The sequence below is a fragment of the Microcoleus sp. Pol7_A1 genome, from assembly GCF_036701085.1.
Classification (GTDB): domain Bacteria; phylum Cyanobacteriota; class Cyanobacteriia; order Cyanobacteriales; family Microcoleaceae; genus Microcoleus; species Microcoleus asticus.
In genome coordinates, this window is the sequence record NZ_JAUBQD010000051.1 from 33,725 (window position 1) to 54,750 (window position 21,026).

The window sequence follows — 21,026 nt, forward strand, 5'->3', positions numbered from 1 at the left end:
AATGGTTCACTTGGAGATTTACCGAAATAAGGTGAGCAAGCCTGATGTTTTGCAATAATGCTCGTTAATTTGGTAGTGTTTCAAATGTGTTGATCTAATATTCAATTCAATTCTATTCGCTTAGATGACAGGGATAGCGATCGAAAACACAGTCCCCTCGCTAGGGACAGAATCAACTTTAATTTGTCCGTGATGTTTTTCTACTACAATTTGACGCGCGATCGCTAATCCCAATCCTGTTCCTTTCCCTACACTCTTAGTAGTAAATAAATTATCAAAAACTTGGTTCCGCACCGCTTCACTCATGCCAATACCATTGTCTTTAATCCGAATTACTACCTGTTGTCCATCGCCCGATAATTCTGTATTGACGATAATTTGATTGGGATTGGCTTTAATCTCTGCATAACTCCGTCCAATATTTGATTCATTCACAGCATCAATTGCATTTCCCAAAATATTCATAAATACCTGATTTAATTGTCCGGCATAGCACTCGATTTTTGGGAAATCACCATAGTCCTTAATCACTTGGATTTCGGGGCGAGTGTCGTTGGCTTTCAGACGATGTTTAAGGATCATAATTGTGCTATCAATGCCCTCGTGAATATTACAGGCCACGGGGCGATCGCTATCCGCACGCGAGAATGTCCGCAGACTAATACTAATGTCTTGAATTCGCTTCACGCCTTCTTGCATCGATTCAATTAACTTGGGTAAGTCTTCCCGGATGTAGTCAAGCTCAATGGTTTCGATTTCTTCTTCAATCTCTGGCTCTAGTTGGGGATATTTTTGTTGCACTAGATCGATCAATCCAAACAAATCGTTAATGTAATCTAAGGCTGGGGTAATATTCCCAGTCAGGAAGCCGACAGGGTTGTTGATTTCGTGAGCGACACCAGCTACTAAATTACCCAAAGCTGACATTTTTTCACCTTGGATAAGTTGAATTTGAGCTTGTTGGAGTTCTCGTAAAGTCTTTTCTAGAGCTTCAGACTTTTGTTCACGTTCAGTTTCGGCGCGTTTGCGATCGCTAATATCCAGCACATTACCAAGAATCACTGCTTTGCCATCGAGGATGATGCGGTTGAGGGTGACATCGACCTCAAAGACTGTATTAGAATCAATTTTTATGACATTCCACTCAAATTGAATCGTTTCCCCAGCTAATACCCTTCTCCACCAGTCTTCTACCAGATGGAACGGATTATCCGGTGTAGAATAGTCATCCAAGATCGAGCATTGCAGCGCTTGCTCTCGCTCCACACCAAACATTTCTAGCAGTCGGTTATTAACATCGAGCACCTTGCCATGCAGATCGTGAATTATGATGGCACTACTGACGCTGTTGAAGATAGTGCGGAGGTTCTGTTCGGAAATTTGCAGGGCTGTTTCCGCAGCTTTATATTCCGCTTCGCTGCGTTTACGATCGCTCACATCAAAGACAACACCATCCCATACAGTTGAGCCATCGCCTCGTCGTTCTGGTTGAGATATTGCTTGCACCCATTTTATCGTGCCGGACGAGGTGACACTGCGCCATTCATGATTAAATGGGGTCAGGGTTTGGGCAGATTTGGTAATTGCTTGTTCAACATCAGCAAGATCCTCGGCATCAACTGCATCGAAGACATTGATGATTCCTGCCATAACCATTTCTGGCTCAGCTTCATACAGATCGATGCAACCAGAACTTGCGTAGGGCATTGACTTAGCACCATCAGCAGCCAACTGGAATTGAAAGACCATCCCTGGAATATTGTCAGCCATCTTATGGAAGCGGGCTTCGCTGGCACGGAGTTCTGCCAAAGCTTGTTGTGACTGTTGATAGAGGCGGGCATTTTCGAGGGAAATTGCTGCTTGGGAGCAGAGCAGATTGAGCAGTTCGACGCGATCGCTTGTAAAGGCTCCAATTGTCAGATTATTTTCCAAATATAAAATCCCAATCAACTTACCTTGATTGAGAATTGGACTGCAAAGCACACTTTTAGGTTGGTGTTTTTCAATGTAACTATCTCCAGAAAACTCAGTATATAACCTAGCATCTACCAGTACCAGAGGCTTCAAACTCCGCTTAACAGTATTCACCAAAGCGATCGCCACATTTTGACTTGATTCTAGCGGCATGGGTGGTAATAGCTGCGGTTCTTGTCCCTCTTCCACAAAGGCTGCTACCTGTAACTCAATATCTTTTTTTAGGAGTAAGGCACACTTACTTGCCCCAGCATTTGTCATCACTATTTGTAACAAAGTAGTCAAGAGTTGATCGAGTTCAATTTCCCCTGAAATCGCTTGAGATGCCTTGAGCAGAGTTGCCAAATCTAGAACTTCCGAGGCTGTGCTAGAAGAGCGGTTATAAGACATCGTTTCAAGGGTAAGAGTTTCCTTAAAAGAGGTAGACAATCGGGGTGGCTGAAGGAGAGGAGCGAGGAGTTGAGGATAACGTTGTTCTAAATCAGTAACTTTGGCTTGGGCTCCCCATCGGGCATAACAGTAATAAGCCTCAATCATGTAGGCTTGAGCGACTTTTTCTTTACCCCAATTGAGATAGAATTTGGCTGCAAGTTCATTCGCTAGTGCTTCTTCGTTGAGAAATTGATGTTCTTTGGCGAGGGAAATAGCGCGATCGTAGAAGTCTATTGCATCGGCTTTACTACCCAAAATCCGATGTTTTTCTGCTTCAACTAAATACCATTTATGCTTATAATTCATGGGAGCATTTTGCGCCCGCTGTTGCAGAATAATTTGATGAGTTTCCACTAGGGCGAGTATTTCGGATTGCTCCTGCTCTGGCTTGGTGGGGAAGATTGCCAGGTACGTCAAGGCTGCATAGAAATGAAAAATCGGAACATGAATCAATCCCGATATTGCCATCAAATACGGCTTCGCTTGGGCAATGTAGTCTAGGGCAGACGTATTGTTTCCATAACAGTAGGCAAGTAAAAGTTTGTAAACATAGACCTTGGCGATCGCCGTAAGTTCATTATTCTGATGATGCTGAGGAAGCATCACCGTTTCATCGTAGGCAGAGCCGATTAAGCAATCAGACGGAATACAGACTTTCCTCAAGTTATTCACAGTCTGCTGAATAATATCAAAATAAGCCTGAGCCGAATATTGTTTTGCCTGTGCCATCGCAGCACTATAACTTGCTATTTCGGTCTCCCAAGTGTCAAGTTCCACCCCACTAAAAAAGTTGGATTCGAGGTATATGAGTATGCTATAGCCAGATTGTAAAAAATTTCCTGTTTCCATAGCAGCCGTATAGCTACCTTTCAGCGTCGGTATCGTTGCCCTTATAGCTTCTTGGCGATGCTGAATAAAGCTCCCAAAAAAAGCTGGAATTGTGGCTTTGAGTTCGCGGATATTGAACCGATCGAGCAAATTCATCGCCAATTTACCAAAGCTATAGCCTGTTTCCACCTCTTCCAAAAAGGCACACAATACCATTCCGTGAATTGCATACCCCACTGTTGATGCGGGTGCATTCCCAAAGTCGATCGATAAACTCACCATCATGGAACTAAGAATGGGTAGCAATCCCGGCATTCCCAGAAAAACGGGCGGAAATAAAGCTCCCAATAGTTGTATTGCTGCCTGAGTTGTGGCATCACTCATCACTGGTAGGTCAACCAGTTCTTCTATCAGTTTGCCACCTTGTTGGCTGCCAAGAGTTTGTAGTGCTTTGCCAATTTTGGTTTCATCAGTTTCGGTGGGGAGTTTAATACCCAATTGTAAGAGTGCATCTCTCCCTACCGCGATCGCTTCTAACATCTTGCCTTGGGCTGTCTGTGCGACGATTAAAATTTCGTAAATTTTAACTTTGTCTAAAATTGTCTGAGCTGATTGCAACACCAGTGTGGCCATCTGTTCCATTCCATCAAAGTCATGATTCAAATAGACAACTTCGGCAGCAGCAACATAGAGATTGAGAGTCAATTCATACTGATGAACCCAGCAGTTGCTTGTGAGTAAATCAATCCCTATTTGTAAATAAACCCTTGCTGCAGGGTAAGCTGTAGACTTTCTCGCCTTAACTCCAGCTTTCAAATTCAGTTGAGCTAATGCTTCTCGTTCACTCGGTTTGCTGATTAACTCAATTCCTAAATTCAAATGCCCGACAATATCAAACAGTTTTTCCTCGGGATCTATCTCTGAGGAATTTTGTAGCATTAATTGTCCTATTTTGAGATGAGTTGCTTGTTTTAGATCGTCAGGAATCAGGGAATAAGCAGCTTGTTGGACGCGATCGTGCAAAAACCGATAAGTCGGATTAGCCGCTGCACTAGAAACAGACTCATTATCAGATTGAGTAAAGAACTTATAAGCTTCCGTAGTCGGAATAATCAAACCTTCTTGCAAAGATTTCCATAAAGCAGTAGCAGCAACTTCCGCCGACGTTTCACTGACTATTGCCAAAGTAGCTAAATCAAACTGCGACCCAATACAAGCGGCTAATTTAAGCATTTCCTGAGTAGGAAACGGCATTTTCTGCAATTGCAGTGCCATAAACTCTACCACATCATCAGTAATTGCCAAGGCTTTCACTTGAGCAATATCGCACTGCCACCCCCCTTGTACCCCCCTCTGTCCCGCCTTGGTAAGGGGGGATGAAAGGGGGGTGGGGGCCACAGGGGGGTTAAAAGTAATCAGCCCATCGTCATGTAAAGCCTTCAGGAATTGCGTAGCAAAAAAGGGATTGCCTTGAGTTTTTTGATACACCAGTTTTTTCAGAGGTTTGGCAATCTCTAATCCGCAACTAAGAGTATCTGAAATCAATTGATTAATGTCATCTTTTTGCAAAGGAGCCAAAGTAATTGTATTCACCGTTGCCCCAGATTTAATAATCTCATCCACTGTCAAAATAAATGGATGAGTAGGAGACACTTCATTATCCCGATAAGCACCTAACACCAATAAATGTCCCGTATCTTCCATCAACAGTTGCAACAATTTCAATGATGCCGAATCTGCCCACTGCAAATCATCTAAAAACATTACTAAAGGATGTTCGGCTTGCGTAAATACTTGTACAAATTTCTGCATCAGTAGATTGAAGCGATTTTGAGCAGCACTTCCCGATAGTTCTGGTGCTATTTGTTGTTTACCAATGATGCCTTTTAGCTCAGGAATTACATCAATCAAGACTTGTCCGTTGTCGCCAACTGCTGTCAAAATTTTGCTTTTCCATATTTGTAACTGAGCATCTGATTCTGATATTAATTGCTCCATTAAATCCCGGAAGGCTTGCACAAATGCACTGAATGGAATATTGCGCTGGAACTGGTCGTATTTGCCTTTGATGAAATAGCCCCGTTGTCTGACAATTGGCTTGTGAACTTCATTCACCACTGCGGTTTTGCCAATTCCAGAAAAACCTGCTACTAGCATCATTTCTACCCCCCTTAGTCCCCCCTTACCAAGGGGGGATTTAGGGGGGTTAGCTACTCGTTCAAAGGCAGCTAATAGACGATCGACTTCTTTTTCTCTACCGTACAGTTTTTCTGGTATCAGGAACCTGTCTGTAATATCTTCCTGTCCTAAATCAAAAGCCTCAATATTACCAGTTTTTTCTAATTGAGCTAAACATTTTTCTAAATCATGTTTTAATCCTAATGCATTTTGATAGCGATTTTCAGCATTTTTTGCCATCAATTTACTGACAATATGCGATAAAACCATGGGGATTTTTGGATGAATTTGATGTAGCGGTATTGACTGTTTGGCGAGATGACAATGTACCAGTTCCATCGGGTCAGCAGAGATAAATGGTAAATGTCCTGTCAATAATTCATAAAAAGTGACACCGAGGGCATAAAAGTCGCTACGATAGTCAATACCGCGATTCATTCGTCCGGTTTGTTCCGGAGAGAGATAGGCTAATGTCCCTTCAAGGATGTGGGGATTCTGAATTTCTTGAGTTTCTCGTGGTAGCAGAGATGCAATACTGAAATCAATTAGTTTTATTTGTTTAGTGTCGGGATTAATCAGAATATTAGCGGGTTTAATATCTTTGTGAATGACTCGGTTTTGGTAGAGATAGTGGAGAATGTCTGTTAGTTGCAGTGCCAGATTGAGAAATTCTGTTAAAGATAAAGATTTAGCAGGTTGGTTTTTATCAGTTGCGATATGGATATAATTAGATAGGGAAATCCCTCCAAAGTCCTCCATCACTAAGGCATAGCTATTTTGGTATACTTCTAGAGTCAGAGGTTTAACAATACTGGGGAAGTTAAGATTTTTGGCAATGCTGTACTGATTGCGAAACCCGACAAGTTCGTTGAAATTCGGGTATTCGTTTCGTAGTAGTTTGATGATGACAGGAGTGCGATCGCTATCTCGAATACCCCGATAAACGAGGGTGCGAGAGCCTGCATAGATTTGTTCTGTGAGCCGATACCCAGCTAGGGGAATGATGACATTCATTTTTTAGTCCTCAAAAAAATTGATAAACTATAACTCTAGGGTATAGTTTATCAACCAGATCGGGAAACGTCCCCAATTGATACTAATGTTTTTAACTTTATTGGCTAATGGTCTATATTGTTCTAATATCAACCTTTCTCAGCACGATATCTGCGGACGAACCACAGGAGGATGTCATTCATTGCTGCATCACAACTATCTTGATTCTATTGTCTTGACGGGAATTGTAATCAAAAACTCTGCACCTTGACCTAACGCTGAATTTACTTCTAAAATACCCGAGTGTTTCTCAACAACAATCTGACGCGCGATCGCCAATCCCAACCCAGTCCCTTTACCTACTCCTTTGGTAGTAAATAACTCATCAAAAACCTTCTCTCGCACTGCCTCACTCATGCCCAAACCGTTATCTTTAATGCGAATAATCGCTTGGTTTTTGTTTCCATCAATTTCGGTTTTAATAGTAATTTGATTGGCGATTCCTGCATAAGGTCGTCCTTGATTTGATTCATCTAAAGCATCGATCGCATTAGCTAACAAATTCATAAATACTTGATTCAACTGTCCGGCATAACACTCCACTTGTGGTAAGTTACCGTATTCCCTAATCACTTTGATTTCTGGACGAGTTTCGTTAGCCTTGAGGCGATGTTTCAAGATCATAATGGTGCTATCGATGCCATCGTGGATATTGCAAGCTACGGGATAGTTAGTATCGGCACGCGAGAATGTCCGTAGACTCGTACTAATATTCCGAATCCGCTTCACGCCTTCCCGCATCGAACCTACTAATTTCGGTAAATCTTCCCGGATGTAGTCCAGATCGATGTCCTCGATTTCCTCTTGAATCTCTGGATCGAGTTGGGGATATTTTTGTTGATACAAATCGAGCAATCCAAACAAATCTTTGATATGCTCTAAGGCTGGTTGAATATTACCAACCAGAAAACCAACTGGATTATTAATTTCGTGGGCTACACCAGCTATTAAATTCCCCAATGCCGACATTTTTTCGCTTTGAACTATTTTTATTTGAGCTTGTTTGAGCTCTGTAAATGCTTGTTGAGATTCTTGATACAAACGGGCATTTTCTAAGGAAATGGCGGCTTGAGAGCAGAGCAAATTCAGAACCTCAACCCGATCGCTCGTGAATGCCCCAACCGTCACGTTATTTTCCAGATATAAAATTCCAATTAACTTACCTTGGCTAAGAATTGGACTGCAAAGAATACTTTTAGGCTGGTGCTGCTCAATATAGGGATCGCCTGCAAACTGAGGATTTACCCTAGCATCAGCCAGTACCAGAGGTGCCAAACTCCGCTTGACAGTATTCACCAAACTAATTGCTACATCCAAACTTAATTCTAGAGGTATGGATGGTAATAGCTGCGCTTCCTGTTCCTCTTCTACAAGGGCTGTTACCTGTAAATTACTATCTTGTTTGAGTAGCAAGACACACTTACTTGCTCCAGCATTGGCGATCGCTATTTTTAGGAGAGTAGCTAAGAGTTTATCGAGTTCAATCTCCCCAGAAAGGGTTTGAGAAGCTTTGAGTAGACTAGCCAAATCTAGAACTTCAGAAACGCTACTAGAAGAGCGCGTAGAAGCAATAGTTTCCTGGTGGCTGATAGTTCCCTGGAAGGAGGTGGAGGGATGAGATTGCTCAAGGATAGGAGCGATGAGTTGGCTATAACATTTTTCCAGATCTTCTACTTTAGCCTTAGCTCCCCAACGACTGTAGGCATAGTAAGCCTCGATCGCATAAAGTTGGGCAATTTTTTCTTTACCCCATTCTAGGTAAAATTTCGCCGCCAGTTCATTAGCTAGTGCTTCTTCGTTGAGGAATTGATGCTCTTTAGCAAGGGAGATGGCGCGATCGTAGAATTCTAATGCCTCTGATTTCTGCCCTAAAACTCGGTAGCGCTCGGCTTCAACTAAAGAAAATTTGTGCAGGTAATTTTCGGGAGCATGATCGGCCCATTTTTTTATCTTTTCCTGGTTTTTAGCTACCCGTTCAAGAATGTGTTGCTGTTGTGCCTCGGAAACCTGAGAATAGATTGCCAGATGCGCTAAAGAATCATAGGTGTAGCAGATTGGAACTATGAATAAACCTGTAGCGCCACCTATATATTTTTCGGCTGCGATCGCCGCTTCCACCGCCAACTCAAACTTGCCAAACAGATAACACAGACTCAGTTCGCTGGTATAGAAATAGTAAAGCACAGTCCGATCGCCCGATCGCTCGAGGGCTGGCACAATTTCCTCGCGATCGAAGGCATCTCCACTAAGCTGCCAAGGTTCAGCAGCATCGCCAATCAGATTTAAAATTGCTTGCTGAAACACAGTTAGATGGCTAGTCAGTCCTTCTTGCTTGAGGTGGGCGATCTGAGTTCGGAAGGCAGCACTCTCTCGACTGAGATCGCTTAGTTCTCTGCCCATAAACCAACAGTATGAGATGTAAATAAATCCGCAAATGATAGCTGCTTCTAAATCTCCTGTTTCCAGTCCCACTTGGTAGCCTTCCCGGAGAAAAGGTAAGCTGTTCTTGAGCGGTTCTTTCCAATGCCACACGCTACAGTAAATTCCGACATAGACTCTGGCTTTCATTTCTTTGGCATTAAAATGTTCGAGCAATAAAAGTGCTAGTTTTGCACACTGATAGCCAAATTCAATTTCTCCCGCTATCCCACAAAGTATCAGTCCATAGTAAGCATACCCATTTGCAGAGAATGAGGCATTGCCATATTGAACAGACAAATTTACCTGTTCGAGGACAATAAACGGTAAGAGCGCTGGAGTTGCAACAAAAGCAGAAGAAGAGACAGATTTAAGAATCCGTAAAGCTGCTAACTTGTTAGGATCAGTCATCTGAGGCAGAGTTATTAAGTCCAGGGGTTGTCTTCCAGCCAGGATAGATTTAGTCGCCTCGAATGCCTTTGCAATATCTAATTGACTCGGTTGCTCTGGAAGACTGGTTCCTAGACGCTCCACACTCTTTAAGGCAATCTGCACTGCCTCTAGAAATTGATGTTGAGCTTGCGCAGCTTGAATTTGAACTTCATAGACCTTAATCGTATCCAACAGGTTTTTAGAGTGTTCTGTAATGATTGCTGCCAATTGTTTCATCTGAGCGAATTTGCCGCTCAGATAAGCGGTTTCAGTGGCAGCTTCGTATAGGGCTAAGGTTAGCTCGTACTGCGGTTGCCACCGATCCTCACCTAACAAGGCGATGCCCGTAGTACAATACTCAAATGCGGCTGTATAGGCAGTTGCAGCTCTGGCTTTTTGTCCGGCTTTCAGGTTGAGTTTGGCAAGTTCTATTTGCCCAGATTGATAGAGGATCAGGGATTTGCCGATATTAAGTTGGTTAACAATCTCAAACAGTTTTTCTTCTTTTTCAGTAGCAGATGTATGAGTCAGTAACAGTTGCCCTATTTTTAAGTGAGCGATCTGTTTTTGCTCGTCTGGAATCAGGGAATAAGCCGCTTGTTGGACGCGATCGTGTAGGAATTTATAAGTTTGGTTTGCAGCCGACTGGGTGGCAGTTAGGGAATCTGTTTGAATGAAGAATTTATAAATTTCGGTTGTGGGAAGAATGAAACCTTCTTGTAAAGCTCTCCAGAGAAATGCTGCTGTTTCTTCCGACGACTTTTCACCGACAATCGCCAGCGTATTCATATCAAACTGTGTCCCAATACAAGCAGCTAACTTGAGAATTTCCTGAGTTTGTGTCGGTAGCTTCTGCAATTGCACTGCCATAAATTCGACAACATCATCGGTGATAGCTAAAGCTCTAACTTGAGCAATATCGCATTGCCAATGCCGGATATCCCAATCAAAAGTAATCAGCTTCTCGTCATGTAATGCCTTGAGACACTGGGTAGCAAAGAAAGGATTACCTTTGGTTTTTTGAGCCACTAATTTTGTTAAAGGTTCCGCAATAGATAACTCGCAATTAAGTGTATCTGCTACCAACCGATTCAGCTCGGGTTCGCTTAACTGTGGCAAAGTAATTGTATTTACCCTGGCCCCTGTTTTGACAATTTCATTCACTGTGAATATCAATGGATGCACAAGGGAAACTTCATTATCCCGATAAGCACCTAATACCAATAAATATCCCGTATCTTCCATCAATAATTGTAGCAACTTCAGGGATGCGGAGTCTGCCCATTGCAAGTCATCTAAAAACATCACTAAAGGATGTTCTTTACTTGTAAAAACTTGCACAAATTTCTGCATCAGCATATTAAAGCGATTTTGGGCGGCACTTCCTGATAGTTCTGCTGCTGGCGGCTGTTTACCGATGATGTTTTCCAATTCAGGAATTACCTCAATCAAAACTTGTCCGTTATCTCCCACTGCTGCTAAAATCCGGGTTTTCCATGTTTGCAGTTGGGTATCCAATTCGGAGATCAATTGCCCCATTAAGTCGCAGAAGGCTTGCACAAAGGCACTGAAGGGAATATTCCGCTGAAATTGGTCATATTTGCCTTTGATAAAATAACCGCGCTGACGGACAATGGGTTTATGAACTTCATTGACAACGGCGGTTTTACCGATTCCCGAAAAACCTGCCACTAGCATCATTTCCGTTGTTCCCAGGCTGACTCGTTCAAAGGCAGCTAATAATTCAGTAACTTCTTTTTCTCTACCGTAGAGTTTTTCGGGGATAGTAAAGCGATCGCTGATATCTCCGTCTCCCAGTTCAAAAGATTCAATCTGACCAGTTTCTTGAACTTGAGTTAAACATTTCTCTAAATCATATTTCAGTCCTAATGCACTTTGATAGCGGTTTTCGGCATTTTTTGCCATCAACTTACTGACAATTTCAGATAAAACTAGGGGGATTTCTGGATGAAGTTGATGGATGGGTATCGCCTGTTTAGCGAGATGACAATGCACTAATTCCATCGCATCTTCTGAGACAAATGGTAACGAGCCTGTCAACAATTCATAAAAGGTCACACCCAGGGAATAAAAGTCACTGCGATAGTCAATGCCTCGATTCATCCGTCCGGTTTGTTCGGGAGAGAGATAGGCTAATGTTCCTTCTAAGACATTGGGATTTTTTATTTCTTGGGTTTCTCGCGGTAGGAGGGATGCGATACTAAAGTCAATTAGTTTAATTTGTTTGGTTTCGGGATTAATTAAAATATTGGCGGGTTTGATATCTTTGTGAATGACTCGGTTTTGGTAGAGATAGTGGAGAATGTTTGTGAGTTGCAGAGCCAGATTGAGAAATTCTGTTAAAGATAAAGATTTAGCAGGGTTTTGAGCGTTAGCAACCCTGAGATAAGTAGATAGAGATACTCCTCCAAAATCCTCCATGACTAAGGCATAGCTATTTTGGTATACTTCTAGAGTCAAGGGGTGGATAATGCTAGGAAAATTAAGATTTTTAGCAATGGTGTACTGATTGCGAAACCCGACAAGTTCGTTGAAATTCGGGTATTCGTTTCGTAGTAGTTTGATGACGACAGGAGTGCGATCGCTATCTCGAACACCCCGATAAACGAGGGTGCGAGAGCCTGCATAGATTTGTTCTGCGAGCCGATACCCAGCTAGGGGAATGATGACATCCATTTTTCAGTCCTCAAAAAAATTGCTCGACTATAACTCTAGGGTATAGTTTATCAACCAGAGCGGGAAACATCCCCAATTGATACTAATGTTTTTAACTTTATTGGCTAATGGTCTATATTGTTCTAATATCAACCTTTCCCAGCACGAGATCTGCGGACGAACCACAGGAGGATGTCATTTATTGCTGCATCACAACTATCTTGATTCTATTGGCTTGATGGGAATTGTAATTACAAACTCTGCACCTTGACCTAACGCTGAATTTACTTCTAAAATACCCGAGTGTTTCTCAACAACAATCTGCCGTGCGATCGCTAACCCCAACCCCGTCCCTTTACCGACTTCCTTCGTCGTAAATAAATCATCAAAAATCTTGTCTCGCACCCCCTCATTAATGCCAACCCCATTGTCTTCGATCCGAATCACAACTTGTTGCGGCTCGCCCGATAATTTGGTTTCGATAATAATTTTATTAGGAGCCGCTTTAATCTCTGCAAAGCTCCGTCCAGTATTTGATTCATCCAGAGCATCGATCGCATTACTCAACAGATTCATAAAAACTTGATTTAGCTGCCCTGCATAGCACTCTACTTTCGGCAAATCACCGTATTTCTTGATGACTTGAATCTCTGGGCGTGTGTCCGAAGCTTTGAGGCGATGTTTGAGGATCATCAAGGTGCTTTCGAGGCCCTCGTGGATATTGGAGGGGACGGGGCGATCGCTATCGGCACGGGAAAAGATGCGAAGACTGGTGCTAATGCCTTTGATTCGCTTCACGCCTTCGTGCATGGAACCCACTAACTTTGGTAAGTCTTCCCGGATATAATCGAGGTCGATCGCTTCAATTTCATCTTTAATTGCCGCACTGCAATTAGGATATTCTTGCTGATACAAATCGAGCAATCCAAACAAATCATTAATGTAGTCTAAGGCAGGGCTAATGTTGCCAGCAAGGAAGCTAACCGGGTTATTAATTTCGTGGGCGACACCAGCTATTAAATTCCCCAATGCCGACATTTTTTCGCTTTGAACTATTTTTATTTGAGCTTGTTTTAGATCTGTAAAGGCTTGTTGAGATTCTTGATACAAACGGGCATTTTCTAAGGAAATGGCGGCTTGAGAGCAAATAAGATTCAGCACTTGAACCCGATCGCTCGTAAATGCCCCCACTGTCAGGTTATTTTCCAGATATAAAATTCCAATCAACTTGCCTTGATTAAGGATTGGACTACACAGAACGCTTTTAGGCTGGTGCTGTTCAATGTAACTATCTCCAGCAAACTGAGGATTTACTCTCGCATCGGCATGTACCAGCGGTTTCAAACTCCGCTTGACAGTATTGACCAAACTAATCGCTACATCCTGACTTGATTCTAGCGGTATTGATGGTAATAGTTGCGGTTCCTGCCCCTCTACGACAAGGGCTACTACCTGTAACTCAATATCTTGTTTAAGCAATAACACACACCGGCTTGCCCCAGCATTTGTAATCACTATTTTTAGGAGAGTAGTCAGGAGTTTATCTAGTTCAATCTCCCCAGAAATGACTTGAGAGGCTTGGATCAGAGTAGGCAAATCTAGAAATTCAGAGTTGCTGCTAGAAGAGTGAGTAGAAGTAATCGTTCCCCGCGTAATAGTTTCCTTGAAGGAAGCATAGGAGCTAGCTTGTTGAAGAATGGGAAGCAGGAATTGAGGATAACGTTGTTCTAAATCAATAGCTTTAGCTTTGGCTCCCCAACGGCTGTAGGCATAGTAAGCCTCCAGTGCATAAATTTTGGCAAATTTTTCTTGACCCCACTCTAGATAAAATTTTGCTGCCAGTTCATTAGCTAATGCTTCTTCGTTAAGAAATTGATTTTCTTTAGCGAGGGATATAGCCCGGTCATAGTGTTCAATCGCCTCAGCTTTATTACCCAAAACTCGATGCTTTTCTGCTTCAACCAAATACCACTTATGCAGATGATTCATGGGAGCATTTTTCGCCCACTGTTGCAGAGTGGTTTGATGGGTTTCTACAGAGACGAGAATTTCCCCTTGTTCCATTTCTGACTGGGTGGGGAAGAGCGCCAAGTGCGTCAGAGCTACATAGAAATGGAAAACGGGAACAACAATCACTCCCGATACTGCCATAAAATACTGTTCGGCTTGCGCAATGTGGTCTAGGGCCGCCGGATAATTGCCAAACAAGTAGGCAAGGAGCAGTTTGTAGATGTAAGCAAAAGCGCTCAACGAAAGTTCGTTGTCCTGATGATGCTTAGGAAGCATCACGGTTTCATCGTAGGTATCGCCGATTAAACAATTCGGTTGACTTACAGTTTCCCTCAAGTTCCGCACTATCTGCCCCATCATCCCTAAATAAACTCGGGCAGAATTTTGCTTTGCCTGCACCATGACTGCGCTATAAGCTGCTATTTCGGTTTCTAAAGTGTCTAGTTCTACTCCACTGAAAAAGTTGGCGTAAAAGTGATTGATTATGCTGTAGCCAGCGTGGACAAAATCACCAGTTTCCATGCCTGCTAGATAGCCATCTTTCAGCGTCGGTATCGTTGCTCTGAGAGCTTCCTTGTGATGCTGAATATAGAACCCAAACATAGCCAGAATTATGCACTTAAATTCCCTCACATTGAAGCGCTCAATCAATGAGAATGCCAATTTACCCAAAGCGTAGCCTGTTTCAACCTCTCCCAAAAAGGCACACAGCACCATGCCGTGAATCGCATATCCGACAATTGATGCGGGTGTATTTCCACAGGAGAGCGATAAACTTACCATCGTGGAACTCAGTAGGGGCAGTAAACCTGGTCTTCCCTGGATAATGGGTGCAAATAATATTGCTAACAGTTGCATGGCAGCAGTCGCCTTGGCATCGGTCATCACCGGCAATTCGGCTAGTTCTTCAATCGGTTTGCCCTCAAGTTGGGTGGCCAGGGTTTGTAGCGCTTTGCCAATTAATGCTTCGTCAGCTTCGGTGGGCAGTTCAACCCCTAATTGTCCGAGTGCATCTCTGGCTACTGCAATGGCTGCTAACGACTTGCTCTGAGCTATCTGTGCGGCAATCTGAATTTCGTAAATTTTAACTTTGTCTAAAATCGACTGAGCTTTTTGCAATACCAGTCCTGCAATCTCCTCCATTCCGTCAAAGTCACCATTCAAATAGGCAGCTTCGGCGGCTGCAACATAGAGGTTCAGAGTCAATTCATACTGATTTTGCCAACAATTTACCTGTAGTAGCCCCATGCCCGTTTGCAGATAAACTCTTGCCGCACTGTATGCGGTAGAACTTCTTGCCTTGCGTCCGGCTGCTAAGTTTAGTTGAGCTAAGGCAAGGCGATCGCTCGGTTGAGTAATTAACTCAATTCCTCGATTCAAATGCCCAACAATATCAAACAGTTTTTCCTCTTGTTCTATTGCTGAGCAATTTTGCTGAAGTAATTGTCCGACTTTGAGATGCGTTGCTTTTTTCTGTGAATCTGGAATGAGGGAATAGGCGGCTTGCTGGACGCGATCGTGTAAAAATCGATAAGTTGGGTTAGCTGAAGCCTTAAAAACTTCATCACTATCCGATTCCGTAAAGAACTTATAGATTTTTGTCGTGGGAATCACCAAACCTTCCTGCAATGCTTTCCATAAAGCCGTAGCCGTCATTCCAGCAGATTTCTCACTGACAATTACTAACGTATTCAAATCAAACTGGGCTCCTATACAAGCAGCTAATGTGAGAAAAATCTGAGTTTCTCTGGGCAATTTCTGCAATTGCAATGCCATGAATTCAACGACATCATCAGTTATAGCTAAGGTTTTTACTTGGGCAATATCGCACTGCCAATGCCGAATATTCCAATTAAAACTAATGAGCCGATCGTCATGTAATGCCTTGAGGAACTGAGTGGCAAAGAAAGGATTGCCCTGAGTTTTTTGATAGACTAAATTTGTCAAAGGTTGGGCCAGGGATGATTCGCAATTCAGCGTATCCGCCACCAACAAATTCATATCTGGTTCGCTTAACGGTTGCAAAGTAATCGTATTAACTGTTGCCCCAGTTTTAACTATCTCATCCACTGTTAAGATAAATGGATGCACGGGCGAAACTTCATTATCTCGATAGGCCCCCAATACTAATAAATATCCTGTATCCCTCATCAATAATTGTAGTAAATTCAGGGAGGCTGAATCCGCCCATTGCAAGTCATCCAAAAACATCACTAAAGGATGTTCTTTGCTTGTAAAAACTTGCATAAATTTCTGCATGAGCAGATTAAAGCGATTTTGGGCGGCGCTTCCTGACAATTCAGTTGCAGGAAGTTGAGCGCCAATTATGCCTTCTAACTCAGGAATCACGTCAATCAACACTTGTCCGTTGTCTCCCAATGCTGCTAAAATCTGGGTTTTCCATGTTTGCAGTTGGGTATCCGATTCTGATAGCAATTGACCCATTAAGTCGCGGAAGGCTTGCACAAAGGCACTGAAGGGAATGTTGCGTTGAAATTGATCGTATTTGCCTTTAATAAAATAACCGCGCTGACGGATAATCGGTTTATGAACTTCATTGACAACGGCGGTTTTCCCAATTCCCGAAAAACCTGCTACTAGCATCATTTCCGTTGTTCCCAGGCTGACTCGCTCAAAGGCAGCTAATAGTTGAGCAACTTCTTTTTCTCGACCGTAAAGCTTTTCGGGGATAGTAAAGCGATCGCTAATATCTCGCTTTCCGAGTTCAAAATTTTCTATTTTGGCTGTTTTTTGTAACTGAAATAAACAATTTTCTAAATCGTGCTTTAGTCCTAATGCACTTTGATAGCGGTTTTCGGCATTTTTCGCCATCAACTTACTGACAATTTTCGATAAGATTAGGGGAACTTCTGGATTTATTTGATGGATCGGTTTCGACTTTGTGGCGAGATGACAATGTACCAATTTCATCGGATCATCCGAGATAAATGGCAACTTTCCTGTCAACAATTCATAAAAGGTGACACCCAGGGAATAAAAGTCACTGCGATAGTCAATGCCTCGATTCATCCGTCCTGTTTGTTCGGGAGAGAGATAGGATAATGTTCCTTCTAAGATATTGGGATTCTGTATTTCTTGGGTTTCGCGTGGTAGGAGAGATGCAATACTAAAGTCAATTAGTTGAATTTGTTTGGTGTCTGGATTAATGAGAATATTAGCGGGTTTAATATCTTTGTGAATGACTCGCTTTTGGTAGAGATAGTGGATAATATCTGTTAGTTGTATGGCAAGTTGGAGAAATTCAACTAAAGGTAAAGCTTGAGATGGTTGGGTTTCATTTGTTGCTGTTTTGAGATAAGTAGATAGGGAGACTCCGCCAAAGTCCTTCATTACTAGGGCATAGCTATTGCGGTATACTTCCAGCGTCAGGGCTTTGACGATGTGAGGGAAGTCGAGATTTTTTGCAATGATATATTGGTTGCGAAACTGGACGAGCTCGTTGAAGGTGGGGTATTCGTTTCGCAGCAGTTTGATGACGACTGGGTATTGGTCACGGGTACGGATGCCTCGATAGACTAGGGTACGTGTACCTGCATAAAGTTGCTCTGTAATCTCATAACCTGACAAATTTGCGATCGCATCCATAACTTGTTGACTCTATATTATAAAACAGTTCAATTAAGACCTTCTATTCCATTGTATTTTATTATTTGACAAAGATAGCGATCGCAAACTCTGCACCTTCGCTAGGGACAGAATTAACTGTAATTTTTTTCCCATGTTTCTCAACTATTATTTGACAGAAAGCAATTTGATACGGCGCCCCCGGATTCATCCGTGTATCTTTGAAAAAAGCTCGGCATCGTGATGAAAATTCCCGGACTCATCCGTGCGAGCAATCTCAAATCTCAAATTTCCAATTTCAAATCGCATGACGTGCGATCGCTAATCTTAAACGAGTTCCTTTCCCTACTCCGCACTATTTGCGCTATGTATAGTATGGTTGCCTAATGTAGTGATGGTATTATAAAACAATTATTTGTATCTTTTAACCGCAAATATACGCAGATCGAACAGGATATTTAGTTGATACAATCTGCGTATATTTGCTTACATATGCGGTGTGATTATGCTTTATTTCCCGTAGTGACCGCCGACAACCTTACCCCGAAAAACAACATAATTGTAGATGTTGTAAAAAATCATAATCGGGAGCAGAACGCCCATAAACACAATCATAAATACCAGGGCGCTGGGCGAAGCTGCGGCTTGGTAAATTGTGATTTGCGAGGGAATAATGTAGGGAAAAACAATCAATCCCAAGCCGATGAAAGTAAGCAAAAAAATTAGAATCGTCCAGATAAACGGCGTTCGTTCTTCTTTGCTTGCGAGACTTTTCAGCAGCAGTCCTACCAACAGCACTCCCAGCAAAGGAATCGTGGCAAAGACATAAACTAGCGGTTTCTCGAACAACCTGGATCTAGCACTTTCGTAAAAAATCGGAGTGGCGATCGTAATTAAAATCGCTCCGATTAAAGTTGTCACCGCCGCAATTTTAGCCGTGCGATAGTGATTTGTTTGCAGTTCGCCCTCCGTTTTCATAATTAGATAGGTTGAACCGATCAAAACATAGCCTTGAATCAGCGTCAAAGCAACCAAGATCGATCGCCAATCCAGCCAGTCCCAAGTAGTCCCCACAAAGTGACCGGCTTCATCAACCGCAATGCCTTCGAGCACCGCACCCAAGGCAAATCCTTGAGCTAAAGCTGCTAAAAAACTGCCAGCACCAAAGGCATAATTCCAGAATAATTTGCGATTAGAATGCTCGCGAAATTCAAAGGCGACAGCCCGAAATATCAAACCAAACAGCATCATGCAAATCGGTATGTACAGCGCTGTCAAAATCGTGCCGTAAGCGAGGGGAAATGCGCCAAATAAAGCGCCTCCCATTAAAACCAGCCACGTTTCGTTCGCGTCCCAAACGTTGCCCAAACTCGTCATTAAAATGCCCCTGCGTTCCTCGTCATCAGCAGTCAGAGACAAGATTCCGACGCCCAAGTCAAAACCGTCTAGCATGACGTATAGCAATAGGAACAAAGCCAAAATTACAAACCAAACTTGCGGGAGAAAATGCTCCAAAGCTTGCATACAATCTCCTATTGTTGTGCTTCTACGGGACGTTGATCGGGAATGTGTTCTCCGGGTTGACTTTCGATTGCGGGTTCATTGTCTAATCCCGGTACTGGCAGAGTTAAATTAGGCCCTTGGCGGATAATTCTGCTGCCAAAATACAAGGCACAAACAAACAAAAAGCTGTAAACAACGGCAAAGAAACTGAGAGAAGTTAAAACATTGCTGGCGGGGATGTTTGACACCGCGTCAGCAGTGCGAATTTGCCCGTATAAAGCCCAAGGTTGTCTGCCGACACAGCGGACAATCCAACCCGATTCTACAGCAATATATCCCAGGGGAGCAGCTAATACCCAAGCGCGCATCAGCCAAGGTTGACTGCTAATATTTTCAGCAGCAAGTTTGCCCCGCATCCACTGAATTATACTGAACAGCATCAGTCCTAAAAAGAAGAATCCAATCCCGGACATGATGCGAAAACAATAGTAGATTAAACCCACCATTCTGGGTCTATCTTCTGGTTTCCATTCCTTCAATCCGAGTACGGGTTCGGAGAGTTTTTGTTTGAATTCCAGAACGTATCCTAAGCCATTGGGCACGCTAATTTCCCAGTCATTTTTTTGGGCTTTTTCATTAGGCAAAGCTAGCAAAGTCCAATCTGCTGACTCTCCCGCTGGTGAAGTTTCCCACTTAGCTTCGATTGCTGCTAATTTAGTGGGTTGATAGTGATAAACTTGTTCGGCGCTCAAATGTCCGATGTATATCTGCAAAGGTGCAACGGCGATTGCTGTCGCTATGGCAATTTTTAAAGACTTGGAAAAAAAGGCTTGGTTGCGCTTATTAAGAATGTACCAAGCGCTAATTCCCCCAATGACAAACAGCGAAGTTTCTAACGTCGCAAAAAACATATGGAGAATGCTGTTTAATGCGAACGGGTTCATAATTGCTTGAAAGTAATCGCTGACAATAAACTTGCCATTGACCATTTCTCCGCCGGCAGGAGTTTGCAGCCAAGAGTTAGCGACTAAAATCCATACGGTTGATAGGTTAGCGCCGAAGGCTACCATGATTGTAGCGAAATAATGGACGATGGGGTGAACGCGCTCCCAACCAAACAGCATAATTCCTAAAAAGCCGGCTTCCAACATAAATGCCATTGAAGCTTCAAAGCCTAAAATGCTGCCAAAAAAGTCACCAACCGCTTCAGAAAATGGTGCCCAATTTGTGCCGAATTGAAATTCCATTGGAATTCCAGAAGCTACTCCTATTCCGAAGTTAAGGACGTAAAGTTTAGACCAAAAACGAGCGTGATGGTAGTAGTCGGGATTGCGAGTTTTCAGCCACATTCCTTCAACAATTACCAGATAAATCCCCATTCCCGTAGTCAGAACTGGCCACAGCATATGGAATATGGCGGTTAGCGCAAATTGCATCCGCGACAGCGCCACGGTGTTAGATAAGATATCCATTGTTATATCCTTTGTCAGTTCAAGAGAGGTTAGCTTGCAAAAATTCCAGAATTGACATTGATAATGTAACCCAAAAATTTACTTAGTGCAGAATTAACGCAATTATCTTTATTAAAAATTAAGATTTGCTATTTGAAGTAAGGAGGAAGAGGAAAGAATTCCGAGAGAAAGGGCAATTAAATGGAGGGTTTCAGCTATTAAGCACGTCATAACCGTCGTGGCGCTGGCTATAATAGTAATTATACGAAAATATCGACTTTGTGCCAAAATCAACTTAAAATAAAAAACTTGCTCTCAATCTTCCTCTTCTTTCGTGTCCTTTGTAGTCTCTGCAATTAATTAACAGAAAATCTATCGCTCAGTCATTAAAATCTAAAATATAAAATGGTATAGCAATCCTAAATGATTTTCTCTATCTAGCTCAATCCTAAATGATTTTTTCTGTGTAAGTATATTGACGTATTT

At 42.6% G+C, this 21,026-nt stretch carries 5 protein-coding genes; all 5 read right to left on the minus strand.

Going from position 1 to position 21,026, the window contains the following annotated elements; all coding sequences use genetic code 11:
• Nucleotides 1–120 precede the first annotated feature (120 nt).
• A complete protein-coding gene (locus QUA20_RS23745) occupies nt 121–6,426 on the minus strand; it encodes an AAA family ATPase (protein WP_333191669.1) in 6,306 nt (2,101 codons plus the stop codon).
• A gap of 195 nt (nt 6,427–6,621) precedes the next feature.
• Entirely contained in the window at nt 6,622–12,012 is a 5,391-nt protein-coding gene (locus QUA20_RS23750) for an AAA family ATPase (RefSeq protein WP_333191671.1), read from the minus strand.
• Between the two features lie 195 nt (nt 12,013–12,207).
• A complete protein-coding gene (locus tag QUA20_RS23755; protein ID WP_333191672.1) occupies nt 12,208–17,607 on the minus strand; it encodes an AAA family ATPase in 5,400 nt (1,799 codons plus the stop codon).
• 489 nt (nt 17,608–18,096) lie between these two features.
• Nucleotides 18,097–19,110 (minus strand): cytochrome d ubiquinol oxidase subunit II, encoded by a 1,014-nt coding sequence (cydB, locus tag QUA20_RS23760; protein WP_333191673.1) that lies wholly within the window; start codon nt 19,108–19,110, stop codon nt 18,097–18,099.
• An 8-nt stretch (nt 19,111–19,118) separates the two neighbouring features.
• Complete coding sequence (locus QUA20_RS23765; protein WP_333191675.1) at nt 19,119–20,561, minus strand: cytochrome ubiquinol oxidase subunit I; 1,443 nt, start codon at nt 20,559–20,561, stop codon at nt 19,119–19,121.
• Nucleotides 20,562–21,026 lie beyond the last annotated feature (465 nt).

Coding starts and splice junctions, on each gene's coding strand:
- QUA20_RS23765 (WP_333191675.1), bottom strand. CDS start 20,561: ATGGATATCTTATCTAACACCGTGGCGCTGTCGCGGATGCAATTTGCG.
- cydB (WP_333191673.1), bottom strand. CDS start 19,110: ATGCAAGCTTTGGAGCATTTTCTCCCGCAAGTTTGGTTTGTAATTTTG.
- QUA20_RS23745 (WP_333191669.1), bottom strand. CDS start 6,426: ATGAATGTCATCATTCCCCTAGCTGGGTATCGGCTCACAGAACAAATC.
- QUA20_RS23755 (WP_333191672.1), bottom strand. CDS start 17,607: ATGGATGCGATCGCAAATTTGTCAGGTTATGAGATTACAGAGCAACTT.
- QUA20_RS23750 (WP_333191671.1), bottom strand. CDS start 12,012: ATGGATGTCATCATTCCCCTAGCTGGGTATCGGCTCGCAGAACAAATC.